Genomic DNA, 25,777 nt, shown 5'->3' with positions numbered 1-25,777 from the left:
CCCGTCCGCCGCTCGTCAGCAAAGAAAGCAAGCTTTCTTTCTGTTACCGCTCGACTTGCATGTGTTAGGCCTGCCGCCAGCGTTCAATCTGAGCCATGATCAAACTCTTCAATTAAAGTTTTGTTGTCTCTTTCGAGACGGCTCAATGAATACTGACTTCAAAACTACCTTAGTAATTTTAAAGCTATTACCATTCCAACAGAATGGTAATGAATTGACTGTGCCAAATAACCGTAGTTATTTGTATTGGTCACTCAGTTCATTGATAAATCTTTCGACTTAACTATTCAACGAGTGCCCACACAGATTGCATGGTCAAATTGTTAAAGAACGTTGACTTTCAATGCCTTAGCGCTTTGCGCTTCAGCAAGTCAGGTGGCGTATGATACGCACCATCCAAATAAAGTCAAGAAGAAATTTTAGTTTAAAATATCTTCTTGACTCTCTTCTCACTATAGAAGTAAAAAGAAAATGTTTTTGCAAAACAATCATCTTGATATTCATCGAATTACAAACTAATTATTTAATTTAAAGCTAGTATCAAAAGTTTGAACTTGATCGGCTGTTTAACCGTACCGCCTTTCGATGGAGCCGCATTATAGAGACTTTGATCACTCTGACAAGCCTTTTTAAAAAAAAATAATGTAATTGCTGATTATTTCATCTAATGTGAACTATGTGTTTGTAATAAGCTCATACGAGTATATTTATACTCAATTATTATGGATTACAGACCATTAAAATTGGCATCATTGTAAGCTTGATGTTAAAACACCCATTAACGCATTCTTCTCTTTCCCTTTTGAGATGTACTTTAAATATGAAATCAAATAACCAAACCACAATAACAGTGATTGCTATCGCTATCATTGGCGCCTTAATCTTTAGTATGTTCAGTAGTACTCCACCAGCCATTAGTTTTGCGCTTGGTGCGATGCTAACAGGATTGGCGTTGCACTTTATGCAAGAAAATAAAAATCTCATCCTCGATGAATTAGATCCTTCTCAAAGTAGCAAAACCCTTTATGTTGGCAACCTTCCTTACCGTGCTAATGAGAGCGACGTAAAAAACCTTTTTGCAGAGCATGGCGATGTTTTTGCTGTGCGTCTAATGAAGGATAAACGCACAGGTAAACGTAGAGGCTTTGGTTTTGTTGTTATGAATAGTCAAGACGCAGAACATGCCATTGATCAACTCAACAACCAAGAATATGGCCAACGTACCCTAAAAGTACGTGAAGCTAATGAACCTAAAAATGCGGATAGTTTAGATCTTGAATAATATCTAATTGCATTTCATTTAAGCTTTTATTCAGCGCCGCAGCATCTGATGTTGCGGCGCTGCTATATGTAACGTTCTTTATCAGCGGCGTTATAGGTGACATTACTTCAGTTGGTAACGCTAATAATAATGCCACGCGCTTAGCGATCGCTTTACCTGAATCGATAACATTTACTTGATGTCTTAGCGCCAATAGGATTTCTTGTTTTATTAGTGGAAAATGCGTACAACCTAAAATAATACTATCTACAGTACCTTGCCATGGTGCTAAAATTTCAGCTAATTCATCCATATCAACCGACTTACCGCGTAGCTTTTGCTCTGCCATCTCCACCAATCGGGTCGAACCAATCATCTTAACTTCACAGCCATTAGCAAATTGTTGTACTAATTGATGAGTATAAGCTCGATTAACGGTTGCAGGTGTTGCTAATAAACCAATCGATTTTGTTTGGCTAATCAACGCGGCAGGTTTTATTGCTGGAACAACGCCAACGACGGGTATTGTTAACTGCTGACGTAACGAAGGCAAAACGATAGTACTGGCCGTATTACAGGCGATAACCACCAAATCAGCCTGATACTGATTAGCTAATAACGTCACAATATAATTAGTACGCTTTATTAATGTTGCGTCATCTAATTCACCATAGGGGAAAGCGGCATTATCGAAAGCGTAAATAAACTGTACTTGAGGTAGTAAAGCATGGATCTCTTGATACACCGATAAACCGCCCACCCCTGAATCAAAAATGACAACTTTTTTCACTACCACTTACCTTATTACGATATCGAGTCGTTATGATACTGCGATGAGTCAGTCTCTACCAGTGTATAGCGTTGATAACAAAACCGTGAATCAGTCTCACATTCTAACCAAGTCAGATTAAGTGGTTGTTGATAAAAAGGGCCATCGACAACTAACGAATGAAACTCTCCATTCTCACCACAGAGATCAGTGGTCGGTGGTAATTCAGTTAATAATTGATGATCAAACCAACGCCCGCAGAAATGTATATCCAATTGGGTACTATCAATGGTAACCAATTTTGTTTTAATACCACATTCAATTATTTCATTCGCTAGCTGATGACTAGGTTGTCCAAGCAATGGAAACACACAGGCCCAGCCTGCAGGTTCAATATATTGGCGGCGATAATCGACAATACCATTACAAAACAAATCACCAAAAGCGACACTATCAAACTGTAACTCACAATTTTTCAACCCATCAACAATCGCTTGTTGATAAACATCATTAGCGGGAAACACCTTCGGTAATTCAATTAACACTAAAGGTAAACCGATGAGCAAGGCTTGTTGTTTAACAATCTCAATTGGCGTTGCTTGAAAAGGAACATCGTTACCCACATAAGTCGTATAAAGTCCAATAACCTCATAATTAGGATCGTTCATTAACCGCCATAACGTTAATGCTGAATCCTTACCTGATGACCAACTAATAATCACGCTTTGTTTCATATTTATCACCATCAAAAAGGCCGCACAATGGCGGCCTTGATCTATAAAAAATCACACATTAAAACTGATAATTAATGCTGGTATAGTAAGTTCTACCCGGCATTACGTAACCACCAGCTGTTTCGTAGTCTTCATTTAAAAGGTTCGCTACTCGCCCTTTTAAAGCAAGCTTGGGTTGTAGCCAGTATGTTAAGGCAATATCCCACGTATCATATGCTGATAGCTCAGTATCTGAAATATCTGGTCGTTTACCGTGATACTGGTACGTCACTGCGGTATCTAGATCACCATAACTTGCCGTACCTACCCATTTAAATGAGAATTTTTCACGACGTATAAGCTGTTGGCCTTCACTATCTCGAGGATCTTTAAAATCAAAGTTTAGCTGGTGAGTAATAATACCCGTATCAAAGTCAGCTTCGACTTCAACACCTTTAATTTTACTTTCCCCTTTAACGTTGTCATACGATGGCGTGCCACCGACATAAGCAATTAAATCATCAATGCGCATTTGATAAGCCGTAACAGCAACGCTCGCAATATCGTAATCAGCATGCAGCGAAACATCGATATTTTTTGATGTTTCCGGATTTAAATTAGGGTTACCCGTTGACCAAGCACTTTTAACGTAAAGTTGGTAAAGATTAGGGGCTTTAAATGCTGTGCCGTACGAACCACGTAACTGAATATTGTCATTTAAATACCAACCACCAGCAATATTATACGTTGAATGGGTACCATACTGCTGATTATCATCAAGACGAACACTGGTTTCGATACTAACTGGAGAGTAATCCCATAAGCCAATCGCATAATAACCAGTATTATCGCGTTCTTTATTACCCGCAAACCCCGTTAAATCATTCCACTGCTCTTGGCGCCAATCAATACCGCCACTCACTGACAATGTTGATAGTAATTGATATTGGTTATGCCATTGAACATTACGTTGGTGATATTGGTCCTTACGATTAACGGCGTTGGTTTTATCGATCAGGTCAAGGTTATCTTGTTTTTGGTAATCAAGAATCAACGATGACTTATAGCTATCCTGCGCATATTTTAAACCCGCAGAATAATCATTAAATTCAGTTTCTGATCTCACATACTGATGACCAGAATACACACTTGACCCATCATATTGAGAGTGATTTTTATACCAGCGAGTCGCAACAAAACCCGAGATTTGATCGTTAAACTGGTGATGCAATGCTAACGATGCATTACGGCTATCAAAACCATGTTTATCGCCATCATTCAATCCTGGTTGAGGATGAACATTATAGCCTTTATCGTTTTCATAACCGGCTGCAACTTGTAATACGCTGTTATCACCGATTTTATACGCACCAGAAACATTCGCCTCTTGATAATTATGGCTACCAATACCCAAATCTAATTTCGTTTTTGATGGCGTATCTGTTCCTGTTAAGGTAATGATATTGATCACACCACCAATAGCTTCAGAGCCATAAATTGCCGCGCGAGCACCACGAGTAAATTCAATCCGCTGTACTTGAGTTAATGGAATTTGATTGAAATCTACATTACCCGCCACGGAGCGAGCCATACGAATACCATCAACCAAAACTAAAACTTGATCTGAGTTTGCACCACGAACAAAGATACTAGAACTTTGCCCACGCCCACCATTTTGAGTGATCTGTACCCCAGGTAATAAACTCAACACTTCAGTGAGTGTTTTAGCTTGTACTTTATCGATGTCTTGACGAGTCACAACATTAAAAGGAGCTAATACTGAGGTTATAGGTTGTTCAAAGCGGTTAGCGGTTACCACCATCACATCATCAGATGTAGTGTCTGCTGCAAATGAAGCAAAAGAAGGGAGACACAACGACGCTACCGTCGCTGCTAAAAGGGATTTTTTCATTACAATTGTCCTAAGTCGCGTTTATAACAAAGCAATATGCTTGTCTTGCTGGTTGGTATTCGGACTTAAGAGCATGACCATCAGGTCGCCTAGGCAACAACTTCCCATTGCCACTATACTAAATAATACTGTGATTATTTGTAGGGAGCATCAACAGTGTTTGGATTACATCCATGTGCGTTCGTTCTCTATTACCGCTGCGCGTCAGTTACGGATTCACACCGTATTCCCGAGCCTTCCAAGGCTTAACCAGCACAGCGCGAATGCTAGTGTTGTATTGCTTTTATGTCTAGTTTTGTTTGGTATTAGTTATGAATTTTTGGATACATGAATATTTTAATTTGGATCAACACTGGACATCAGTGTGCAATACAATAAAATCTGCGGTCTTATTTTGAGCAGTCGAGGCACACACTATGACATCCACCGTCCTTAATATCGCTGATTACCAGCCCCAGTTGGATGAAAAAGCAGCGCGTATTCAAGATCTACTTAGTGATTTTGAAACGCCTGAATTAGAGGTGTTTGCCTCTCCTGCAGAGCATTACCGTATGCGTGCAGAGTTTCGTGTTTGGCACGAAGGCGAAGAGCTGTATTACATCATGTTTAATCAACACACCCGTGAAAAATACCGTGTTGATCAATTCCCGGCTGCAAGTCGTTTAATTAATGATGTAATGCCAATGTTGCTTGAAGCAATTAAGCCAATAAAAACCCTGCGTCACAAACTGTTCCAAGTAGATTTCTTATCTACGTTAAGTGGTGAAATTTTAGTTTCGATGTTGTATCACCGTCAACTTGATGATGAATGGACAGTCGCAGCCAAACAGCTAAAGCAACGCTTAAATGATGAAGGGTTTAAACTAAACCTTATCGGTCGTGCGCGTAAGATGAAAATCGTCTTAGATCAAGATTACGTTATTGAACAATTAAAGGTTCACGATAAAGCACTGACTTACAAGCAAGTTGAAAATAGCTTTACCCAACCTAACGGTGAAGTTGCACAGAAGATGCTGGAATGGGCTGTCGATTGTACTCAAGACAGTGCAGGTGATTTACTGGAATTGTATTGTGGTAATGGTAATTTCTCATTAGCACTTGCGCCAAACTTTGAGCGAGTACTGGCAACTGAACTAGCAAAACCATCGGTTGATTCAGCACAATACAATATTGCGGTAAACAATATTGAAAACGTACAAATTATTCGTATGTCTGCGGAAGACTTTACTGATGCAATGGCAGGTAAACGTGAATTCCGTCGTCTAAAAGATCAGAATGTTGATTTACAAAGCTATAACTGCAACACCATTTTTGTCGATCCACCACGTTCAGGTATGGATGATGGTACTTGCCGCATGGTACAAGGCTACGACAACATCATGTATATCTCATGTAACCCAGAGACATTACGTGACAATTTAGCCATCTTAACTGAAACCCACAATATTACTCGATTTGCCTTATTTGACCAATTCCCTTACACCCACCATATGGAAGCCGGTGTATTACTAGAGCGCAAATAAGCAGTGATCCTCAAAAGATAAAAATAAAAAAGGCGCTATCAGCGCCTTTTTCTTTTTCAAATAACAGCAAGTATTACTTACGCTGCTTTTTGATCTTTCTTATCCATGACACCCATTTTGTACGACACCCAAAATAGCAATGCCAATGTAATCATTAATGGAATGAAATTTGATCCCATATCAGGGTATTCAGCACGAATAAATGCCGCATAACCAAATACCCCAACGAAGAAACATGCACTAGCAAGTGCAGGCACGCCTTCTGCCATCGGTTTACGCATGTATTCTTGATATAAACAGTACACTGCCATAGCAAATGCCAAGACAGGGAAAATAGAGAATGTTACATAACTTGAAAACAATACCGCCAAAGTACCGTAGCCACAAATACCTGTTATTACAGACAAAATAAGTGTCTTACGCTCAGCTTTAAGTTGTTGCTTTTCCATATATACTTCACCAAAATCAAAATAAGATTATAGTTTCTGCCTGAGCTCTCGACGCTCACGCTCTTTACGGTACCAATAAGCACCTTTTGCAATCATTCTAAGTTGCATAATCAGTCTTTCTGCATGCTCAGCACGAGCATGACAATCTAGATCAAGGGCCTCTGCTCCTGAACTAAAGACCAATGTTACTGACGCTTCAGCTTGTGTATAAGCTTCTTCATGAGTTACCCCAGTTTTCGCTTCAAGATACTCAGTCAGTTCAGCCACAAAATGTTGTATTTCTCGTACAACCGCAGCACGAAAAGCCGTTGATGTACCAGAACGCTCACGAAGCAGTAAGCGGAATACGTTAGGACTACTTTCTATAAATTCCATAAAAGTCTCTACCGAGGTACGGATCACGCTGCCTTCAGTAGCAATACGCTGTCGAGCTTGACGCATTAATTGACGAAGAATTAACCCCCCCTCATCAACCATGGTTAACCCCAATTCATCCATGTCTTTAAAGTGACGGTAGAATGATGTTGGAGCAATACCCGCTTCACGCGCAACTTCACGTAGACTTAAATTAGAAAAACTTCGCTCGGCACTTAACTGGCTAAAAGCGGCATCAATCAATGAACGCCGAGTTTTTTCTTTTTGCTGAGCCCTAATTCCCATCAATTATCTGCTTCTCTGTGATTTTATTACAATGATACTCTGTTTACACAGTAACATCTGCGCCATAGCAACGACGCGAGACTCTCACATAGTAAAGCGAGAGCGCGACTGACGCAAAGCCAGATTGAGATCAATTACGATTTTACGTCACAAAACGTGGCGCTGGTTTAATAACCAATCTCGATCCATACCGATTGATTAATGATAAAAACTTCGTGAGCCGCTTCGAGATATCGTCATTCCCCCATGCATCGTTATCTGGTAAATCGTTACCATAATGTTAATGTAAGATGGAAAGACATAATCAAGGAATGACTTTATGACAAATAACCTACCTGCTTCTCAAAACCATTTTGATGTCATCATTATTGGTAGTGGTCCTGGCGGTGAAGGGGCGGCAATGGGGCTAACGAAGGCTGGATTTAAAGTCGCAATTATCGAACGCGAAGACAGTGTCGGAGGCGGTTGCACCCACTGGGGAACCATTCCATCAAAATCATTACGTCATGCCGTCAGTCGTATTATCGAATTTAACCAAAATCCGCTGTATTGTAATGACACCTCGACCCTCCACCGAACCTTTAGTCAAATATTGCACCACGCAACTGAAGTTGTGAGTAAACAAACTCGAATGCGACAAGGGTTTTATGATCGCAACCATTGCCAAATCATTCATGGTGAAGCGCAATTTATTAGCTCATATAGTGTCAGTGTTACCACCCATGATGGCAGTGTTGACCATTTTAGTGCTGAACGATTTATTATTGCCACGGGCTCTCGTCCCTACCAACCCGCTACCGTTGATTTCACGCATCCCCGTGTTTATGACAGCGATTCAATTTTACAATTAGCCCATGATCCTCGACATATTTTAATTTATGGCGCTGGGGTTATTGGCTGTGAATACGCGTCTATTTTTAGAGGACTTGGGGTCAAAGTTGATTTGGTTAACACTCGCCAACGACTATTAGAATTTCTTGATAATGAGATGTCTGATTCGTTGTCTTATCACCTTAGTAATACGGGTACTATGGTTCGTAATGATGAGGTTTTTGAAACTATTGAAGCTACAGATAACGGGGTTATTCTGCACTTGCAATCAGGTAAGAAAATGCGAGCAGACTGCTTACTGTATGCCAATGGCCGTACCGGTAATACTGACAAACTAGCCCTAGATAAGGTCGGTTTAGAGGCTGATTCTCGTGGGCAACTACAGGTGAATAATAACTACCAAACCGCAGTTGAGCATATCTATGCCGTGGGTGATGTTATAGGTTACCCTAGCCTAGCCAGTGCCGCCTATGATCAAGGACGTTTTGTCGCGCAAGCAATCAGTACCGGTAAAGCGCAAGGACAATTAATTGCAAATATTCCAACCGGAATTTATACCCTGCCAGAAATCAGTTCTGTCGGCCAAACAGAGCAACAGTTAACCGCTGCAAAAATTCCTTATGAAGTGGGTCGCTCGCAATTTAAACATTTAGCTCGAGCTCAGATCGCAGGTACAGAAGTCGGCAGTTTGAAAATATTATTTCACCGTGAAACCAAAGCTATTTTAGGTATTCACTGCTTTGGTGAACGAGCGGCTGAAATCATTCATATCGGCCAAGCTATCATGGAGCAAAAAGGAGAAGGTAATACTATTGAATATTTTGCCAATACTACCTTTAATTATCCAACCATGGCAGAAGCGTTTCGCGTTGCGGCATTAAATGGCCTTAACCGTTTGTTCTAGAATCACCATTGATAGTCTCTTATTGGTGAGCCATAAATAACCGATACAAAAAACGGAACCATTGAGGCTCCGTTTTTGTATGTGGTCGATGAACTATTCTGCGCCCATTAAGCGATCATCTGCCGTTAGAATCGATGCCCACGGTAATTGCTCATCGCCAAGCACAATAAAGTTTGGATTTTCTAAAGTCTGACGCTGGTTATAAGATAATGGCGTTATATGGGTATTAAAAATACGTCCGCCCGCTTCTTCAACAATACACTGAGTCGCAGCAGTATCCCACTCACCCGTAGGCCCTAATCGTAGGTAGCAATCAGCGCCCCCTTCCGCAACTAAACAAGCTTTTAGCGAAGCAGAGCCTAATGCAACGAGATCATAATGATATTGGCTATCAAACCGCGCCTTAGTGGTATCAATATCTTGTCGACGGCTAATAGCGATAGTTAACCCACGTAATGGCAACTGATGTTTAGTCGTTGAGATCGTACTGGTTTCACCAGCCGCAGTTATTTTATGTGCCCCTTGACCTTGCGCCGCATAATACGTCACGCCAGATACAGGCGCATACACCACTCCCATTACCGGCTTATTATTATCAATTAATGCGATAATTGTCGCGAAATCACCACTACCCGCTATAAACTCTTGAGTACCATCTAAAGGATCGATTAACCAATAGCGGGGCCACTGACTACGTTCAGCTAATGCTATTGCGGTGTCTTCCTCTGACAGTACGGGAATGTCAGGGGTTAATTGGGATAATCGCTCAATCACTAATTTATTAGCCGCTAAATCAGCGCTGGTTACTGGCGTATTATCTGATTTGATTTGCTGCTCAAACTGTCCTTGTTGATAAATATCTAAGATCAACCGACCTGATTCTTGGGCAATATCGATAACATCAGTAATAAGATGGTTTAATGTCATTGGTCATTCCTCGCAAGCTAAATACTTCAGCGCTAAAAATAAGGCACTGATACTACGCGCTTCGGCAAAATCTAGGTGATTAAGTAGCTCTTCTGCTTGAGCTAATGGCCACCGTACAATTTCTAGAGGCTCAGGTTCATCACCTTCTAAACGCTCAGGATATAAATCTTGTCCCACAAACAATGTCATTCGACTTGAAAAATACGATGGCGCTAAAATCACTTCTTTTAAGGGATGCAATCGCTGTGCACCAAAGCCTATTTCTTCTTTTAACTCACGGTTTGCCGCTACTAATGCACTTTCACCAGCATCAATTAATCCTTTCGGAAAACCTAATTCATAACGCTCAGTACCGGCAGAATATTCACGAATCAATAATAAATCACCATCAGCAGTGACAGGTACGATTAATACCGCATGACGACCACTTGGCTGCATACGCTCATAAGTACGCTCGACACCATTAGAAAAACGTAAATCCAATGATTCAATTTTAAAGAGTCGTGATTGTGCTACAACCTCGGCTGCTAAGATTTGGGGTTTATCTTTGCTGAACGCCATTTATAAGGCCCTGTTTAATGAAAAGCACTACCAGAATAAGAAAAGCTTACGCGAATTAAAAGTAAATAATCATCAGAAATAACAAGGCAGCCGTAATCGACTGCCTATTATTAATAAATTAATAATTAAAACGGTAACCAACGCTACAAACGTCCTGAATACTTCAGTGAATACTGCCCCTTGGTGTTAGGGTCGCCTAACCATTTTAATTGTGCCGCTAACTTCTCAGGGAACGTTGCCCCAGGTTTAAACCAACCATTAAGTTTATAATGACGGTTAGTGGCTAAATTAGCATGCCAGTCACTACTCACATTCGACGAGGTTTGCTTTACTTTAGCGACAATCGCACCTTTTTCACAACTAAGATCACCAAAAACAGGCCCAGGTTTAATCGTTCCCATCGGCGTTTCTGCCGCACCTTGAACCCAAGCTAATGTTGCATTCAACGTTTTACAATAAGGGGCAGCATAATGATAATTTCTAACCGTGAGTTCTAAATTACCATCGATAGATACTGGAACAGGAAGCTGCGCTTGTGATACGGCTTGCGCCGCAGGCATCGATAACAGCAGTTTTTCAGCAAATGGACCAGATAAGCTGTAACCCACTAAACCTTGTCCTTGTAACTGCCATTCACTGCCTTTACCAAAGCGAACATTAAACGCTAATTCACCTTGCAATAATCGTCCTAATTGCATATCCCATTGCAACCGACCAAAAGGTTGATTTTGCCAGCGTACATTGGCTGCCGATCCTTGCCATGGTGTACCTGATATCCCTTCTATAGCGAGACCTTGTATTTTAGGCGCAGACTGCCACAACCAACTGGCGGGAAGATGAGTGACTAAACTTGCTATAAATACCGCACCAAAACTGACACCAATCGCTAATTTAAATTTCACGCTTATCCTCGCCCTAACTGCAAACGGTTAACTTCAACCATACCGTTTTTATCGGTTTTTGAGAGATCAATAAACTGCGTATTAATACCGAAACTCTGCTGCAAATACACCAGCCAATTAACAAGCGTATCAAACGGCAGTGGTTGCACCCACACTTGTAACGCATCATTACGTGGCTGCATTCGAATCAAATCAATTTTAAATCGCGTCGTGGTTTCATTAATAACTTGGTTAAGTCCCTCATCACTCACATTTACCGTTCCACCCGCACGTTTAAGTGCTGTAATTTGATTCGCTTTATGCTCAACCCAGTTTAATAGCTGACGCTGTTGATTGATTTTATTTTGAGCATCAGCTGCACGTTGATTTAACGGTTGCCATACTCCCCAATAAAGAATTGCAATCACTAACGCGCTGCCAGCCCCGAGCAGTAAATGTTGTTCTCGTTGACTGAGGGCTTTCCACCATGACTTTATCTCTGCCATTAGGCTTTTCTCCTCAATACCACAGCGCCACTAACTAAATTATCTTCTTTGGTTAACTGGCCTTGATCAACCACAAACTGGGTCGCTAATGCACTGCGTAATTGTTCAAAATCTTGAAATCCTGCCGCCGTTGCCTGCAAGCGCAATTCGCCTCGAGTTTGATCATATTTAAGGTTAACAATCTTAATCGTTGGCACTTTCGTTAATGCGGGCTTTAATTCGCTTAACCACATTAGCATGCCATTTTGTTCACCATGTCCACCTAAACTCTTTAATGCCGCATTCATTTGATTTTTCAAATAACTCTGCGAAGGAATACGTTTAAACTGTGGCAAAACTTGACGAAAAATACGCTCACTTTCAGCTCGATACGCATTTGCTTGTTGTTCTAAACGCTGCGTAGTTAGTACTTGCTCACCAATAAGCGCAATTAATACCACTGCCGCCGTGATTGCAACTTTGCGCCATGGTTGTAAATGCTTACGCCATGCTGCTTGTGGTTTATACGGCCCTGATAACAAGGTAGCTTTAGATTCTGCAGCCCCTATCGCCAACAGCTGCATTACCAATTCCGGCGCTTGTGGTTGCCAATGACCTGGGGTGTTTGATGGTGCTGGCGTATAGTGATGAATCGTCACTTGCGCCAAACTCTCCGTCGCCGCAACAATCAATTCGACTTCTTCAGCTAATAGTTCTGCTTCAACCTCGACGGCAGTATCACCATTGTCGTCGTCAGCAGTATCGACAGGGGTTTCAATGATTATGGGTGCTTTTTGAGCGGTGATCCATGCACCTAACCAACTAGAGTCAGCACACACGCCCATTGCTTCTGATTGTCGAATGAGCCACTGTCCATCAATTTCAGCCGCACTATAGCCATCATTAAACATAGGCAAACATAAACAATCTGGAATCAGTTTTTTAAGCTCAATGCCACATTCACTAAATGCCGCTAACCATGCCTCTATTTTTTGGTGCTCGATAATTGCAACTGTCGCAATATCATTATCACGTTTCAATAATTGCACATGTAAACTATCGACATCTTGAGCCAGCTCTTCTTCAAGTAAATACGGTAATACTGCCGCTAACTGACGGCTACTGCCGGCAGGGATCGCGACTTGTGTTAACAGCATCTCACTGGTTGGTACTAAACCATAAACAGGACGAGTAATAGCATATTCAGTTAATTCACCTAGTTGGTTAATATCAGCTAACTGACCCGAGGCTATCACTTCATTTTGCAGTGGCGACCAGACTAGCCATTGCACCGGCATTTCCGGCCGGCTACTTAGCCTTATCGTCAGAAATTCGCTCACGGATTCCTCCATACTGGCGACGAACGACCGTCACCTTGTTCTTATCATCACGATTAAATAATGCCACGGCTCGCACTCGGGCACGGTCTACTTTTATTTCAGCATCTAACGAAAAATAATGACTGGTAACAGTTAAATATTTTTCCATTTCAGTTGCCGTCTTATCTTTTCCTGAATCCGCATTTTTCACTGGCGGTTGTGGCACTAACTTCATAAAATCAGCCACACTGTCCCACACGGTATGCTTATTATCACGATCACGAATAATTTTTTTCGCATCATCTAATGATAACGACGGCGCAAATAAGGCAGACAGCAACACTGCTTGTTTTTCGGTAATGGTATTCACATTAAGCAACATCTCATCGGTCGGTAACGCACAGATTAACCCTTTGAGTTGCTCATAAATTTTATTCGATACACCGTTAATCGCTCTAAACTCACTGCCATCAGCCAGCCAATCATTGGCAGTTACATAAGGAGGCTGAAAGCTTTCATAAGTACTGTCTTCCGCGCCGTAAGCTGACTCAACTGTGGTGTTATCATCCACAAACTCCCAACTTGAATCTGCGATCACTTCAGCTTCGTAGTCATCTACACCTGATTCTGTAAGAATGTTTTGTAAATACTTCACTAAAAAAGGCTGCTTACTACTACCAGCACTCGCCTTAATATTTTTAAAAGCATTAAGATTAAAACAGGTCTGTTTATCCGTTAAATTGCCACTGATTACTGCATTACTGTCTAGAGGGTAACTTTGCTCACCGACAGCCCATGCTTGGGTTAAGTTTACGGTTTTACTGTCTTTAAGGCTTTGTTTTAAAGCTTGTGATGCTAATGCTTCAATTCCTAAGCTGTACCAATAACTTTGTTGATGCTCGACTTGGTTTTGAACGCGATGAAAATTGAGTTGCAACCGCTCTGTCATTTGTACCGCTAACAAACTCATCAAGGCAACAAGCAATAACACCACAATCAGTGCGACCCCGCGTTGCTTTATCATCCCTCTTGCTCCTGCTTGTTACTCGTCAACGAAGAAGTGGGTAATAAATAAATCCGCTCAATCTCACCCAATTTTTTTAAGGTCATGATGACTTTGATACCCGCAGGCAAGGTCTTGGCTTTATCCCATTTTTGGTGCCATTGTTTATCATAATAAAATTCAAACTTTAAATCGGTGACACCCGTTAATAACACGCGTACCAACGGCTTAGCCCCCGTCACAGTATCAGGGTAACGAAACCATACCCGCTCTAAGTTATCGTCGATAATACGATAACCGACACGCGTAACATCACCACGAGGAAACATTGCTTGCGGATTTTGCCAACCACCACGAACAAAAGTGATTCCTTCACTGCTTGAATCTAATAAATACTCACTCGCCTGGAGAATATTATCCGTTGGTTTTTCAGCATCAGATCTAAATTTACGCGCCACAATCTGTCGAAAATCATTATCCATCATGATCATGGTGCGTTGAATGGCTTGTAAGCGTTGATTGTGATCTTTAGATTGCGCATCACTGCGCAACACATTGGTTAACACTTGATTGGCAGATAAGCTCAACATCGCAAATACCGCAATCGCCACCAGAACTTCCAACAAAGTAAACCCTTGTTGACGTCGATAATTAATTGCTGACATAGGTCTTTACCGTAATAACTGAATGTTTGCGCTGCGAATCGGTAGCCACCGAGACTTCAATTTGGCGCAAGAGCTTTTGTTGTGTTTTAGAGCTAGTAACAGTCCAATACCATTCTCGATCGGCTAAAGTTGATTTACCACGCTTAACTGAGCTTGGGTACTCGCCACTTAAATGCAATTGCGCTAATTCATTATCAGCCACCATTGATGCCAGCGTTTTCTGTTCTAAATAACCTAAGCTATTTAAGTTTTGACTGACTGCTCGCACCACACTTAATGCTGCGACGGCAAAAATAGCTAACGCAACCAACACTTCTAACAATGTGAACCCTTGTGAGCGTTTCATTACGATCGCTCCTGCGCTGATAACGCTTGCGCAGACAGGTATTGTTCCAATGTTTGCCCTGGGGCTAATAACACTAAATTCCCCACTTCATCCGCAACAACTTGCCAAAATTGATGTTGCTTATCAACTTCAAAACTGACCGTAAATGGGGTGTATTCACCACTCGCCATCACCACAATTTGTGGCGGTAGTTGTTTCTGTTCCTGATCAGACTTTTTAAATATGTCGTCATTTTTAAACATTGAATCAGATTTAAAAAGTCGGTCCTTATCTTTCCATGCTCCGCCAATAGCCACTGTTGTCGTAATACCGGCCTCAAGTTTGACATCAGTAAAAAATTTAACGTCTTCTAACGGCTGCCAACCATCTTGAGTTAATTTTAAAAAATGGTATTGATGGGGTTCGATACGAATACCATAATCGACCCCATTTAACATTGCATCTTCACCCAAGAGTTGAGCTAAATGATGAAAGCGTTGTGCCTGTTCTTTGACCTCATCACGTTTATTATTGGGTAACGTCGATACCACAGCGACCGCACTGGTGGCTAATAACACTAACACCAACATAATTTCAATTAGAGTAAAACCTGCATTCCGTTTCATCATCATTTTTAGCTTTATTTCTTGTAGTTCAACATGTTCCAGTTACCGATATCTGTATTGATACCGTCACCGCCTTCTTGACCATCAGCACCAAGACTAAAGATATCAACCGCACCGTGTTCACCAGGCATCACGTATTGATATTCATAACCCCATGGATCTTTAGGTAGACGCTTAATGTAACCACCATCACGGTAGTTACGTGGTTCAGGTGACGATGATGGCTTAGTAACCAACGCATCTAAACCTTGATCTGTGGTTGGAAAGACGCTGTTATCCAACTTGTACATTTCCAATGATTGTTCTAAAGAACTAATATCAGTTACCGCTTTTTGTTGGTCTGCTTTTTCTTTATTTCCTAATAGGTTTGGCACCACTAAGCTTGCCAATACCCCTAGAATCACAATAACGACCATTACTTCTAACAGCGTAAAACCACGTTGTTTTTGTTGCATTATTTACCCTCCAAAAGAAAAATTACATTCCAACCATATTGTTTAATTCAATAATCGGCATCAAGGTCGCAATAACGATAAACATCACCACCCCTGCCATGGCGACAATCAATAACGGCTCAAACACCCCTAACGCCATATTCACTAATGATTCAAAATCACGATCTTGGTTATCCGCCGCACGAGTCAGCATTTGCTCAAGCTCACCACTGCGTTCACCACTGGCTATCATATGTAACATCATCGGTGGAAACAGTGCCGTTTTTTCCAGCGAAACCCGTAAGCTTGCTCCTTCACGGACTCGATCTGCCGCATCTAAAATCTTCTTATTAACATAAGTGTTAGTCATCACGTCTGACGCGACTTTCATACCATCTAATAATGGGATCGCACTTGAAGTACAAATAGAGAGTGTTCGAGCAAAACGAGAGGTGTTCAACCCCCGTGCAACTTTACCAATAACAGGCAGACGCAAGATGGTACGGTCCCACTTCATACGAAAAGCGGGTTTTTTAAGGGCTGTTTTGATTAAAGCAATTAAAGCCACAATCACAATCACCACCAGCAATCCCCAATGTTGCACGAAATTACTGGCAGCCAATAACACTTCCGTAATTGCGGGTAAGCCTTGGTTCATTTGTACAAATTGATCAACAATTTTCGGTACCACCGTTGCCAACAAGAACGCCACCACCGACACCGCCACTAACGTTAACATTAATGGGTAAATCATCGCTTGTTGAAGCTTGCTACGCATTTGTTGACGATTTTCACTGTAATCAGCTAAACGATTTAAAATGGTATCCAAATGCCCTGATTTTTCACCCGCTGCCACCATGGCGCGGAATAATTGATCAAACACATGTGGGTATTCCGCCATACTGTCAGCCAAGGTATAACCTTCAACCACTCGTGAACGCACCGCGAGTAAAATATTTTTCAAGCGCGGCTTTTCATTTTGTTCCGCCACCGCCTTAATGCATTCTTCCAATGGCATTGAGGCTTGTACCAAGGTCGCTAACTGACGCGTGATCAGTGCTAATTCATTGGTACTAATACCGCGTCTAAAAGTAAACTTACTGGGTGCAGACGCTGTTTTTTTACCTTGGCCTGAAGTTTGATTAACCTCAATCGGCACTAGCCCTTTTTCACGTAGCTGCTGCCTAACTTGACGCGAAGTATCGCCCTCTAGCACACCTTTTTTATGGCGGCCTTTGGCATCTAATGCTTTATATTCAAATGCCGCCATTAGCTTTCCTTGGTCACGCGCATCACTTCTTCAAGGGTGGTAATCCCTTGGCGCACTTTATCTAAACCATCATCACGAATACTAGGCGTGGTCTGACGGACATACTTTTCAATCGCTTGTTCGCCAGCTTCCGCATGAATTAACTCTTGTACACGCTCATCCACTTGCAACAGTTCATGAATACCCGTACGGCCGCGATAACCTTTAAAATTACATTTGTCACAGCCGCAAGGGCGATACAATGTCAAGCTATCTGTTGCTGCTAATCTAAACAGTTTCTTCTGCTCAGTATCAGCGTCATAAGGTTGACGACATTCAGCACATAAAGTACGCACTAAACGTTGCGCTAGTACACCCAATAGCGATGATGACACCAAGAAAGGTTCGATTCCCATATCACGCAAACGAGTGATCGCACCAACAGCGGTATTAGTGTGCAGCGTTGATAGCACCATATGGCCCGTTAATGAGGCTTGAACGGCAATCGCTGCGGTTTCTAAATCACGGATCTCACCAATCATAACCACATCAGGATCTTGACGAAGAATGGCTCGCAAACCACGTGCAAACGTCATATCAACTTTACTGTTTACCTGCGTTTGACCAATACCATCGATATCAAATTCAATCGGATCTTCAACCGTTAGAATATTGCGCTCTGCACTGTTTAACTCTTGCAAGCCAGCATATAGGGTGGTTGATTTACCCGAACCCGTAGGACCGGTGACCAAAATAATCCCATGCGGGCGATCAATGATCTTTCTAAACGCTTCATGGTTTGTAGCGGTCATACCAAGACTATGTAAATCAAGACGAGTGGCATTTTTATCTAGTAGACGCAATACCACCCGTTCGCCATGTGACGACGGCATGGTTGACACCCGCACATCTACCGCACGGCCACCGATACGTAATGAAATACGACCATCTTGTGGAATCCGTTTTTCTGCGATATCTAATTTTGCCATGACTTTAATACGTGACACTAACAACGGTGCTAGCTTGCGGCTGGGTTGAAGTACTTCGCGCAACATGCCATCGACCCGAAAACGAATCGACAATACTTTTTCAAAGGTTTCGATATGAATATCAGACGCCCCTTCTTTGATGGCTTCGGCTAACATCGCGTTTATCAATTTAATGATTGGCGCATCATCTTCCGACTCTAGCAAATCTTCCGTTTCAGGAAGATCTTCCGCTAACGAGAAAAAGTCATCACTGTCAGAACCCAAATCTTCCATTAATTGGCGAGCTTCTGACGAATCACGTTGATAAGCATCGGTAAGCTTTTGCTCAAATTGCGACTCTGATAGTGCAACCGGATAAAAACCCTCGCCAACCACCCGTCGTACTTCCGCTAATACGATGGCTGATAATTGACCGCAATAATACAACTGCCATCCTTGTTGATTGGCTTCAATCACAACATGATGGCGCTTAGCAAAAGAAAACGGCAATCGAAATAAGACTGCTGTTTCTAACGCCAAAGACTCATCTGCCATTAGTGTTTCTCCAACTGTGATACAAACGCTCGAACTTCTGCTGGCAATGCCATGTCATCACCATATTTGGGAATAACCGGCATTTCAGCATCCATTAAACGCATGCCTTTATCCGCTTGATACAACTGTTGGGCGCGAATATAGTTATATTTACGCTGCGTCATGCCATCGGCACTCATGCCATCACGTAAAATCGTTGGACGAATGAAAATCATCAAGTTGGTTTTTTCAGTTTGGTTATTGGTCGAACGGAATAACGCCCCTAATACCGGAATATCACCTAAAATCGGCACTTTTTGCTCTGACTCAAGGGTTTTCTCTTGCATCAAACCACCCAGTGCAATCATGTTGCCATCTTTAACTAATACTGACGTTGTTAGTTCACGCTTATCAAATCGAATATCAACCGCACCATTTGCATCGGCAACTTGTGATACCACTTGTTCAATCTTCATTTGTACCGAGTCACCCTCGTTAATTTGTGGCGTGACTTTCAGTTGAATACCAACATCTTTACGTTCTACGGTGGTAAATGGGTTATCGTTATTTGAACCTGTTTGTGAACCTGTCGTCACCGGCACTTCTTGACCAACCGATAAATTCGCTTCTTGGTTATCCAAAACGGTCACGTTCGGTGTTGATAGTACATTTACATTTCGGTTCGCTTGTACCGCTGTTACCAGCGCTGTCCAATCGCCCAATGCAATAGCCGCCGCAGCGCCTTTAACACCACCAAGGAAGGTTGCCATTGGTGCTAAATCACCACTTTCAGTAGTTTGGTAAGTGTAAGGTTTACCATCAGAATCGTAACGTGTTTCTGTGGTGGTGGTATCTTTACCTGCTTCTTGGGCTGATAATAATCCCCCAATCGGTGCACTGCTGTTACCAAACTGAACCACACCACCATCTTGAGAGCCCCACTGAACCCCAAAGTCGACCCCTTCACCTTCCTGTACTTCTACAATCATCGCTTCAATGTGGACTTGAGCACGACGAATATCCAGTTGAGAGATAATGGATTCAAGACGCTTCATCACATCAGCAGGGGCTGAAATAATTAATGAGTTCGTTGGCGCATGAGCAGAGATCATGACATCATCTTTATTTGAGCCCTGACTTTGGCCACCACTGCCTTTCGTTGATGCTTGCACATTCTCAGATACCCCTTTAAGGACATCGACTAAATCTTCAGCTTTGGCATATTTAAGATAAAACACGCGGCTATTGCCACTGACAGCCATCTCTTTATCTAAACGATGAATCAGATTTTTTAAGCGTTCGCGTACTTTAGGATCACCAGAAATTAATACTGAGTTAGTGCGTTCATCGGCAACAGCTTTAGGAATAAGAAAGCCCGGGGTTGATGATGCTTCAGCACTTTTATTCAATGAATCAATAATGCGGACCATTTCTGATGCTGATGCATTATTAAGCGAGACGACGGTAACGTCTTTATTACCAGCACGGTCAACGCGCTCAATGATTTCAGCTAAGCGATTAACAACCGCAGCACGACCCGTAATCATAATGATATTAGCAGGATCGTAATGAACCACATTACCCGCACCAGCATTATCATTTAGCTGGCGTAATAATGGCGAAAGCTCACGTACTGAAACATTTTTCACCGCAATAACACGGGTCACAACCGCATCACCAGGAATGTTTTTGTCATTCGCGCCAACCACTGGAATCGCCGCCGTTTTGGCATCTTTATCACGAATAACTTTCATGACGCCATCTTCCATGGTCACAACAGCATAACCATAGACATCAAGCACATTAAGGAAGAAACGGTAATATTGCTCTTCATTCAATAAGTCATAACTGCGCACATTGACCTGCCCACGTACAGCCGGATCAATAATGATTGTTTTATGCAAGGTGCGGCCAACAATATTGATGAATTCTTGAATGTCAGTCCCTTTAAAGTTGGCACTTAATTCATCAGCCATTGCTTGACTACACAACAAGCCACTCGCTAACAATAGGGCACTTTTTCCCATCCATTTTTTCACAAAAAACTCCTGCGTAATCGCATATTCATTTCAAGCTAAGCACTAAAGTGTTATTGCAGCTCTATGTGGATATCATGTAACTGACCGTTGCGTTCAACCGTCAGTGTAAAATCAGAGGCTGAAGACAACTCACCCCAAAGTTTGGCCATAATTGCAGGATCGGTCAGACTATTACCGTTAATACTCACTGCAAGGTCATTGGCTTTAAGACCGACTTGATCAAATAAAATTCTATTTTTTCCTGGATTAACGCGATAGCCTTCAATTTGGCCGTCTTTTTTTACCTGAGATAAACGAATGTAGCTAAATAAGCTTTGTGGCTCAGATAAAATTTCTTGTTTTATTTTGGCAAGTTCAGCGCTATTGCCACGGTTTTTCTTTGGCGCTGCAATGGCCACTGCCGAAGGCTTAGTAAATTTCAATCCTTCAAGCATTAATGTTTCGTCACGACCATTATTTCGAATAATCACGCGATCGTTATAGACAGCTATTAAGGTTGCGCGCGTATTATCAATCACTTCATTGATGCCATAGGTATTTTGCTTACCGTTATTGGTCACCACAGCCAAAGCTTTTGCTGGCGTTGAACTGGCAACCACCCCCACTAACGTTAATCGTAATTGCGTTTGAGGAGCATCTTGTTTAACCGGTGTTTTGGTAACAGGCGCGGCATTTGCTTGATAGCGACCAAACAAATTTAAGCTTAATAATTCATTGACGGGTATTTGTTGTTGGGTGGTATTCACAGTTATCGCAAGAGGTTGCCAACGAGCAACAATGGGAGCAGGTTCGACAATAGACCACACTAAACGCCCCATAACCCAAGCCAATATCACAACCAAACCACAAGTTAAAATACGCGTGACAGATTGTAATGATAACGGGCGTTTGGTTGCTGCAGTCGCAAACCATTTTGAAGCAAGCATAGTGAAATCCATTGTTAAAATACCAACTACCATTAAACAGAGAAATACAGTGCAGCCGCACTCTAAAATTGAATGGACTATGATCGCCTGTTAATCATTGAAATACTATTTAATAATCCAAACAAAACGCCATAGTATCTAAGAATTTACTGATTTTTTGTAATAAATTCTAATTCAGTGATTGAAATCCTAGGTTAATATCACCATTTATAATAAATAGTCGCACTACTGTTGTTATTAGCAGAATGTGATAATTTATCGTTTCAGCAAATAAAGGCACCGTGATGGGTCAAAACACCTCGAATATTAAACAGGTTCGTCTTGATAAATGGTTATGGGCTGCCCGCTTTTACAAAACACGTTCAATTGCTCGCACTATGATCGATGGCGGTAAAGTGCAGTACAATGGCCAACGCTCAAAACCAAGTAAAATTATTGAGCTTGGCGCAACGGTAAAATTACGGCAGGGTAACGATGAGAAAATCCTTATCATCGAACAAATTTCTGACTGCCGCCGTGGCGCACCAGAAGCACAACTGCTCTATCGAGAAACGGCTGAAAGTATTACAGCCCGCGAACAGACAGCAAAAATGCGCAAACTCAATGCTTATGACAATCCAAGTCCAGAAAAACGACCGGATAAAAAGCAACGTCGCGATATTATGCGATTCAAAAATATTAACGCATCTGAATAAATAACTCAGTGCCAACCTATTAAATTATAATTTCAACAATGAGTGCTTTATTGCAACGGTTTAACCCGCCTTGGTTGCGGCGTTGACCATAAAGTAATTACTGTTCATTTTATCCCTTTATTGGGTTGGCTCTATAGTTGGAGAATACATACTCATGACAAACGATAGTTTAAACCGTTACCTTTTCGACGGCGCAGCTGTTCGCGGTGAATTGGTACAAGTAAGTCAAACTTACCAACAAATTATTGCGGATAAAAACTACCCAGCACCCGTAGCAACATTATTGGGTGAATTATTGGTAGCAACCAGCCTATTAACGGCAACCTTAAAATTTGAAGGTTCTATTACCGTTCAAGTACAAGGTGATGGTCCTGTAAGCTTAGCGGTAATCAACGGCGATCATAATCAGCAACTACGTGGTGTAGCGCGCTGGAATGGCGATGTAAAAGCGGGAACTATTCATGACTTAATGGGTAAAGGTCATATGGTGATCACCATTACGCCGACCAAGGGTGAGCGTTACCAAGGTGTTGTGGGTCTTGATGGCGATACACTGGCTGAGTGTCTTGAAAGTTACTTCAAAAATTCAGAGCAATTAAAAACCCGTATCTGGTTACGTACTGGCGCAATTGACGACCAAGTAAAAGCGGCGGGAATGTTATTACAAATCATGCCAGATGGCACCGGCACAGAAGGCGACTTTGAACATTTAGAAGCGCTAACTGAAACAGTTAAAGATGATGAGCTATTTACGCTTGAAGCACAAGATGTGCTATATCGTCTTTACCACCAAGAGCAAGTGCAATTATTTGAACCACAACCAGTAAGCTTTGAATGTGGTTGTTCACGTGAGCGTAGTGCCGCGGCAATCATGAGTGTTCAACCAGCAGAGATTGATAAAATTATTGCTGACGATGGCAAAGTATCACTGCATTGTGACTATTGTGGCACTAGCTATGATTTCGATAGTATTGATGTAGCAGCACTACGTGACAATAGTGCTAGCGCTGCTGATAGTGATCAAATTCACTAATTCACTACCTCACATCATTTTGTCATTAAAGGCCGGCTAATAATGCCGGCTTTTTTTATTGTTATTTTTAATCCTGTCATCGCCACACCGTATACGAGTTTACATTTCAACTTTATTTGTGCTTTTTTTGCAATCACACAGCGTAAAAATTGACCACTATCACAACAAATAAAATTTAACATTTTAGCAAAATAAAACCCCTCGCGATCTCGACATTTTTACCTAAAATTAACAAAATGATGGTCGGTTTTTTGATGACCGTCCCTGATTTAGCGGTTTAGGGTTGTTAGCATGATTGACAGTTAAACAACATCTTACCCTAGGAGCACCAATGATCACTACTTGTGTCGATAATAAGGTTGCAAACAACATGGATTTATCCCAATACGGTATTACCAATGTTACAGATGTTATTCGTAACCCATCATACGAAGTTCTTTTCAATGAAGAAACCAAACCAGAACTTGAAGGTTACGAGCGCGGTATAGTTACTGAGCTGGGTGCTGTATCTGTTGATACAGGCATTTTTACAGGTCGTTCACCACAAGATAAATTTATTGTGCGTGATAACACTACCAAAGATACATTGTGGTGGTCAGATCAAGGTAAGAATGACAACAAAGCCCTTACTCAAACCGCGTGGCTAGATCTTAAAGAATTAGTCACCAACCAACTATCGAACAAGCGCCTTTTTGTTGTTGATGGTTATTGTGGTGCTAACCCTGATACTCGCCTTTGTATTCGCGTGATCACGGAAGTCGCATGGCAGGCACACTTTGTGAAAAACATGTTCATTCGTCCAACAGACGCTGAACTTGAAAATTTTGAACCTGATTTTGTGATCATGAATGGCTCAAAATGCACCAACCCTAAGTGGAAAGAACACGGCATGAACTCTGAAAACTTCACCGTTTTCAACCTTAGCGAAAAAATGCAGTTAATTGGTGGTACATGGTACGGCGGTGAGATGAAGAAAGGTATGTTCGCGATGATGAACTACTTTTTACCACTGCAAGGTATTGCATCGATGCACTGTTCAGCCAACATGAGCCAAGAAGGCGATGTGGCAGTATTCTTTGGTCTTTCAGGCACAGGTAAAACAACCCTATCAACCGATCCTAAACGCGCATTAATTGGTGATGATGAACATGGCTGGGATGATCACGGCGTATTTAACTTTGAAGGTGGTTGCTACGCAAAAACTATCAACCTATCAAAAGAAGCAGAACCTGATATCTACAATGCCATTCGTCGTGATGCCTTGTTAGAGAACGTTACTGTTCGTGGTAATGGTTCAATTGATTTTGACGATAACTCAAAAACTGAAAACACTCGTGTTTCGTACCCAATTTACCATATCGAAAATATCGTTAAGCCAGTATCAAAAGGCGGTCATGCCAATAAAGTGATCTTCTTATCAGCTGATGCTTTTGGTGTATTACCGCCAGTATCTAAATTGACACCAGAACAAACAAAATACCACTTCCTTTCAGGTTTTACCGCTAAGTTAGCGGGTACTGAGCGTGGTATTACTGAACCAACACCAACGTTCTCTGCATGTTTTGGTAATGCATTCCTAACCCTACACCCAACTCAATATGCAGAAGTATTAGTTAAGCGTATGGAAGCTGCAGGCGCTGAAGCTTACTTAGTAAACACAGGTTGGAACGGCACAGGTAAACGTATTTCAATTCAAGATACACGTGCAATCATTGATGCAATCCTTGATGGCTCAATTGATGAAGCAAATACTAAGCAAATTCCAATCTTCAATCTAACGGTGCCAACATCATTACCAGGTGTTGATCCAACGATTCTTGATCCACGTGATACTTACACTGATCCACTGCAGTGGCAAAGCAAAGCTGAAGATTTAGCTAATCGCTTTATTACTAACTTTGATAAGTACACTGATACTCAAGAAGGCCAACAATTAGTCACAGCAGGCCCACAACTCGGTTAATTTCACTCCTCATTGGATTATCCGTTAACAGCCTCTTTTATTAGGGGCTGTTTTTTTATCACCATATTTCACATTAATGCCTCCGTCAAAGCACTTGCTAAAAAATGGTTTTTCGCCCACCC

General features: G+C 41.7%; 25 protein-coding genes, 1 rRNA gene and 1 riboswitch. Of the genes, 6 read left to right on the top strand and 20 right to left on the bottom strand.

Annotation, left to right across the window (positions count from 1 at the left end; genetic code table 11):
- Positions 1-115: ribosomal RNA gene (locus CZ809_RS17840) — 16S ribosomal RNA — on the bottom strand; the annotation flags it as partial.
- A gap of 705 nt (positions 116-820) precedes the next feature.
- On the opposite strand from CZ809_RS17840, the gene CZ809_RS17835 reads away from it, so the two are divergent.
- Entirely contained in the window at positions 821-1,282 is a 462-nt protein-coding gene (locus CZ809_RS17835) for an RNA recognition motif domain-containing protein (RefSeq protein ID WP_080158891.1), read from the top strand.
- Here CZ809_RS17835 and murI read toward each other — a convergent pair.
- From murI to btuB, 3 genes are read right to left on the bottom strand one after another with little or no spacing between them, the layout of a single operon-like run.
- On the bottom strand, positions 1,251-2,051 hold the full coding sequence (gene murI / locus CZ809_RS17830) for a glutamate racemase (RefSeq protein ID WP_080158890.1): 801 nt from the start codon (positions 2,049-2,051) through the stop codon (positions 1,251-1,253). The genes CZ809_RS17835 and murI overlap by 32 nt on opposite strands.
- Before the next feature lie 14 nt (positions 2,052-2,065).
- Positions 2,066-2,764 (bottom strand): Dph6-related ATP pyrophosphatase, encoded by a 699-nt coding sequence (locus CZ809_RS17825; RefSeq protein WP_080158889.1) that lies wholly within the window; start codon positions 2,762-2,764, stop codon positions 2,066-2,068.
- 58 nt (positions 2,765-2,822) lie between these two features.
- A complete protein-coding gene (gene btuB / locus CZ809_RS17820; RefSeq protein ID WP_080158888.1) occupies positions 2,823-4,655 on the bottom strand; it encodes a TonB-dependent vitamin B12 receptor in 1,833 nt (610 codons plus the stop codon).
- A gap of 33 nt (positions 4,656-4,688) precedes the next feature.
- Positions 4,689-4,924: riboswitch (cobalamin riboswitch) on the bottom strand.
- A 147-nt stretch (positions 4,925-5,071) separates the two neighbouring features.
- On the opposite strand from btuB, the gene trmA reads away from it, so the two are divergent.
- Positions 5,072-6,178: a tRNA (uridine(54)-C5)-methyltransferase TrmA gene (gene trmA / locus CZ809_RS17815; protein WP_080158887.1), complete on the top strand. Its 1,107-nt coding sequence runs from the start codon at positions 5,072-5,074 to the stop codon at positions 6,176-6,178.
- Between the two features lie 77 nt (positions 6,179-6,255).
- Here the strand turns inward: trmA and CZ809_RS17810 are convergent, their stop codons facing one another.
- Both CZ809_RS17810 and fabR read right to left on the bottom strand, forming a co-directional pair.
- Positions 6,256-6,627, bottom strand: a complete 372-nt coding sequence (locus CZ809_RS17810; RefSeq protein WP_080158886.1) for a YijD family membrane protein — start codon at positions 6,625-6,627, stop codon at positions 6,256-6,258.
- 27 nt (positions 6,628-6,654) lie between these two features.
- Complete coding sequence (gene fabR / locus CZ809_RS17805; RefSeq protein WP_080158885.1) at positions 6,655-7,287, bottom strand: HTH-type transcriptional repressor FabR; 633 nt, start codon at positions 7,285-7,287, stop codon at positions 6,655-6,657.
- Between the two features lie 319 nt (positions 7,288-7,606).
- Here fabR and sthA point away from each other — a divergent pair, with 319 nt between their 5' ends.
- Positions 7,607-9,022: a Si-specific NAD(P)(+) transhydrogenase gene (gene sthA / locus CZ809_RS17800; RefSeq protein ID WP_080158884.1), complete on the top strand. Its 1,416-nt coding sequence runs from the start codon at positions 7,607-7,609 to the stop codon at positions 9,020-9,022.
- Between the two features lie 93 nt (positions 9,023-9,115).
- On the opposite strand, the gene cysQ is transcribed toward sthA, so the two are convergent.
- The 14 genes from cysQ to gspC form a co-directional block, all read right to left on the bottom strand.
- Positions 9,116-9,949, bottom strand: coding sequence for a 3'(2'),5'-bisphosphate nucleotidase CysQ (cysQ, locus tag CZ809_RS17795; protein WP_080158883.1), 834 nt, complete (start codon positions 9,947-9,949; stop codon positions 9,116-9,118).
- Positions 9,950-9,952: 3 nt separating this feature from the next.
- Complete coding sequence (gene nudE, locus CZ809_RS17790) at positions 9,953-10,510, bottom strand: ADP compounds hydrolase NudE (RefSeq protein WP_080158882.1); 558 nt, start codon at positions 10,508-10,510, stop codon at positions 9,953-9,955.
- A 143-nt stretch (positions 10,511-10,653) separates the two neighbouring features.
- Positions 10,654-11,412, bottom strand: a complete 759-nt coding sequence (locus CZ809_RS17785) for a type II secretion system protein N (RefSeq protein ID WP_080158881.1) — start codon at positions 11,410-11,412, stop codon at positions 10,654-10,656.
- Positions 11,413-11,414: 2 nt separating this feature from the next.
- Positions 11,415-11,897 carry a type II secretion system protein M gene (locus CZ809_RS17780; RefSeq protein ID WP_080158880.1) on the bottom strand — a complete coding sequence of 161 codons (483 nt, stop codon included), beginning with the start codon at positions 11,895-11,897 and terminating at the stop codon, positions 11,415-11,417.
- Positions 11,897-13,216 (bottom strand): type II secretion system protein GspL, encoded by a 1,320-nt coding sequence (gspL, locus tag CZ809_RS17775; protein ID WP_235865970.1) that lies wholly within the window; start codon positions 13,214-13,216, stop codon positions 11,897-11,899. The genes CZ809_RS17780 and gspL overlap by 1 nt, the downstream gene beginning before the upstream one ends.
- Positions 13,185-14,219, bottom strand: coding sequence for a type II secretion system minor pseudopilin GspK (gene gspK, locus CZ809_RS17770; RefSeq protein WP_080158878.1), 1,035 nt, complete (start codon positions 14,217-14,219; stop codon positions 13,185-13,187). Before gspK ends, gspL begins: the two co-directional genes overlap by 32 nt.
- Entirely contained in the window at positions 14,216-14,863 is a 648-nt protein-coding gene (gene gspJ / locus CZ809_RS17765) for a type II secretion system minor pseudopilin GspJ (protein WP_080158877.1), read from the bottom strand. The genes gspK and gspJ overlap by 4 nt, the downstream gene beginning before the upstream one ends.
- Positions 14,850-15,209 carry a type II secretion system minor pseudopilin GspI gene (gspI, locus tag CZ809_RS17760; RefSeq protein ID WP_080158876.1) on the bottom strand — a complete coding sequence of 120 codons (360 nt, stop codon included), beginning with the start codon at positions 15,207-15,209 and terminating at the stop codon, positions 14,850-14,852. The genes gspJ and gspI overlap by 14 nt, the downstream gene beginning before the upstream one ends.
- A complete protein-coding gene (gene gspH / locus CZ809_RS17755) occupies positions 15,209-15,817 on the bottom strand; it encodes a type II secretion system minor pseudopilin GspH (protein ID WP_080158875.1) in 609 nt (202 codons plus the stop codon). Before gspH ends, gspI begins: the two co-directional genes overlap by 1 nt.
- Before the next feature lie 11 nt (positions 15,818-15,828).
- Positions 15,829-16,269, bottom strand: coding sequence for a type II secretion system major pseudopilin GspG (gene gspG, locus CZ809_RS17750; protein ID WP_080158874.1), 441 nt, complete (start codon positions 16,267-16,269; stop codon positions 15,829-15,831).
- A 22-nt stretch (positions 16,270-16,291) separates the two neighbouring features.
- A complete protein-coding gene (gene gspF, locus CZ809_RS17745; RefSeq protein ID WP_080158873.1) occupies positions 16,292-17,518 on the bottom strand; it encodes a type II secretion system inner membrane protein GspF in 1,227 nt (408 codons plus the stop codon).
- Positions 17,518-19,020, bottom strand: coding sequence for a type II secretion system ATPase GspE (gene gspE / locus CZ809_RS17740; protein ID WP_080158872.1), 1,503 nt, complete (start codon positions 19,018-19,020; stop codon positions 17,518-17,520). Before gspE ends, gspF begins: the two co-directional genes overlap by 1 nt.
- Positions 19,020-21,038, bottom strand: coding sequence for a type II secretion system secretin GspD (gene gspD, locus CZ809_RS17735; RefSeq protein ID WP_080158871.1), 2,019 nt, complete (start codon positions 21,036-21,038; stop codon positions 19,020-19,022). Before gspD ends, gspE begins: the two co-directional genes overlap by 1 nt.
- 50 nt (positions 21,039-21,088) lie before the next feature.
- Positions 21,089-21,964 (bottom strand): type II secretion system protein GspC, encoded by an 876-nt coding sequence (gene gspC, locus CZ809_RS17730; protein ID WP_080158870.1) that lies wholly within the window; start codon positions 21,962-21,964, stop codon positions 21,089-21,091.
- A gap of 284 nt (positions 21,965-22,248) precedes the next feature.
- On the opposite strand from gspC, the gene hslR reads away from it, so the two are divergent.
- From hslR to pckA, 3 genes are all read left to right on the top strand, one after another.
- Positions 22,249-22,659, top strand: coding sequence for a ribosome-associated heat shock protein Hsp15 (gene hslR / locus CZ809_RS17725; protein WP_080158869.1), 411 nt, complete (start codon positions 22,249-22,251; stop codon positions 22,657-22,659).
- 154 nt (positions 22,660-22,813) lie between these two features.
- Positions 22,814-23,692, top strand: a complete 879-nt coding sequence (gene hslO / locus CZ809_RS17720; RefSeq protein WP_080158868.1) for an Hsp33 family molecular chaperone HslO — start codon at positions 22,814-22,816, stop codon at positions 23,690-23,692.
- Positions 23,693-24,023: 331 nt separating this feature from the next.
- The gene (pckA, locus tag CZ809_RS17715; protein ID WP_080158867.1) at positions 24,024-25,655 is read left to right on the top strand and encodes a phosphoenolpyruvate carboxykinase (ATP); all 1,632 of its coding nucleotides are present in this window, start codon (positions 24,024-24,026) and stop codon (positions 25,653-25,655) included.
- The last annotated feature ends 122 nt before the right edge of the window (positions 25,656-25,777 follow it).

Origin of the sequence: Photobacterium piscicola (genome assembly GCF_900166965.1) — a bacterium.
In the GTDB taxonomy this organism is placed as follows: Bacteria; Pseudomonadota; Gammaproteobacteria; order Enterobacterales; family Vibrionaceae; genus Photobacterium; species Photobacterium piscicola.
The sequence above is the reverse complement of the archived record's forward strand: the minus strand, read 5'-3'. Positions and strand labels throughout refer to the sequence as shown.

What these genes read in the sequence shown, in the direction of transcription:
- gspH (WP_080158875.1), bottom strand. Translation starts at nt 15,817, where the DNA reads ATGATGAAACGGAATGCAGGTTTTACTCTAATTGAAATTATGTTGGTG.
- sthA (WP_080158884.1), top strand. Translation starts at nt 7,607, where the DNA reads ATGACAAATAACCTACCTGCTTCTCAAAACCATTTTGATGTCATCATT.
- CZ809_RS17810 (WP_080158886.1), bottom strand. Translation starts at nt 6,627, where the DNA reads ATGGAAAAGCAACAACTTAAAGCTGAGCGTAAGACACTTATTTTGTCT.
- cysQ (WP_080158883.1), bottom strand. Translation starts at nt 9,949, where the DNA reads ATGACATTAAACCATCTTATTACTGATGTTATCGATATTGCCCAAGAA.
- nudE (WP_080158882.1), bottom strand. Translation starts at nt 10,510, where the DNA reads ATGGCGTTCAGCAAAGATAAACCCCAAATCTTAGCAGCCGAGGTTGTA.
- gspJ (WP_080158877.1), bottom strand. Translation starts at nt 14,863, where the DNA reads ATGTCAGCAATTAATTATCGACGTCAACAAGGGTTTACTTTGTTGGAA.
- trmA (WP_080158887.1), top strand. Translation starts at nt 5,072, where the DNA reads ATGACATCCACCGTCCTTAATATCGCTGATTACCAGCCCCAGTTGGAT.
- gspK (WP_080158878.1), bottom strand. Translation starts at nt 14,219, where the DNA reads ATGATAAAGCAACGCGGGGTCGCACTGATTGTGGTGTTATTGCTTGTT.
- gspF (WP_080158873.1), bottom strand. Translation starts at nt 17,518, where the DNA reads ATGGCGGCATTTGAATATAAAGCATTAGATGCCAAAGGCCGCCATAAA.
- gspE (WP_080158872.1), bottom strand. Translation starts at nt 19,020, where the DNA reads ATGGCAGATGAGTCTTTGGCGTTAGAAACAGCAGTCTTATTTCGATTG.
- CZ809_RS17835 (WP_080158891.1), top strand. Translation starts at nt 821, where the DNA reads ATGAAATCAAATAACCAAACCACAATAACAGTGATTGCTATCGCTATC.
- gspC (WP_080158870.1), bottom strand. Translation starts at nt 21,964, where the DNA reads ATGCTTGCTTCAAAATGGTTTGCGACTGCAGCAACCAAACGCCCGTTA.
- gspI (WP_080158876.1), bottom strand. Translation starts at nt 15,209, where the DNA reads ATGAAACGCTCACAAGGGTTCACATTGTTAGAAGTGTTGGTTGCGTTA.
- fabR (WP_080158885.1), bottom strand. Translation starts at nt 7,287, where the DNA reads ATGGGAATTAGGGCTCAGCAAAAAGAAAAAACTCGGCGTTCATTGATT.
- btuB (WP_080158888.1), bottom strand. Translation starts at nt 4,655, where the DNA reads ATGAAAAAATCCCTTTTAGCAGCGACGGTAGCGTCGTTGTGTCTCCCT.
- gspG (WP_080158874.1), bottom strand. Translation starts at nt 16,269, where the DNA reads ATGCAACAAAAACAACGTGGTTTTACGCTGTTAGAAGTAATGGTCGTT.
- CZ809_RS17780 (WP_080158880.1), bottom strand. Translation starts at nt 11,897, where the DNA reads ATGGCAGAGATAAAGTCATGGTGGAAAGCCCTCAGTCAACGAGAACAA.
- pckA (WP_080158867.1), top strand. Translation starts at nt 24,024, where the DNA reads ATGATCACTACTTGTGTCGATAATAAGGTTGCAAACAACATGGATTTA.
- CZ809_RS17825 (WP_080158889.1), bottom strand. Translation starts at nt 2,764, where the DNA reads ATGAAACAAAGCGTGATTATTAGTTGGTCATCAGGTAAGGATTCAGCA.
- hslO (WP_080158868.1), top strand. Translation starts at nt 22,814, where the DNA reads ATGACAAACGATAGTTTAAACCGTTACCTTTTCGACGGCGCAGCTGTT.
- hslR (WP_080158869.1), top strand. Translation starts at nt 22,249, where the DNA reads ATGGGTCAAAACACCTCGAATATTAAACAGGTTCGTCTTGATAAATGG.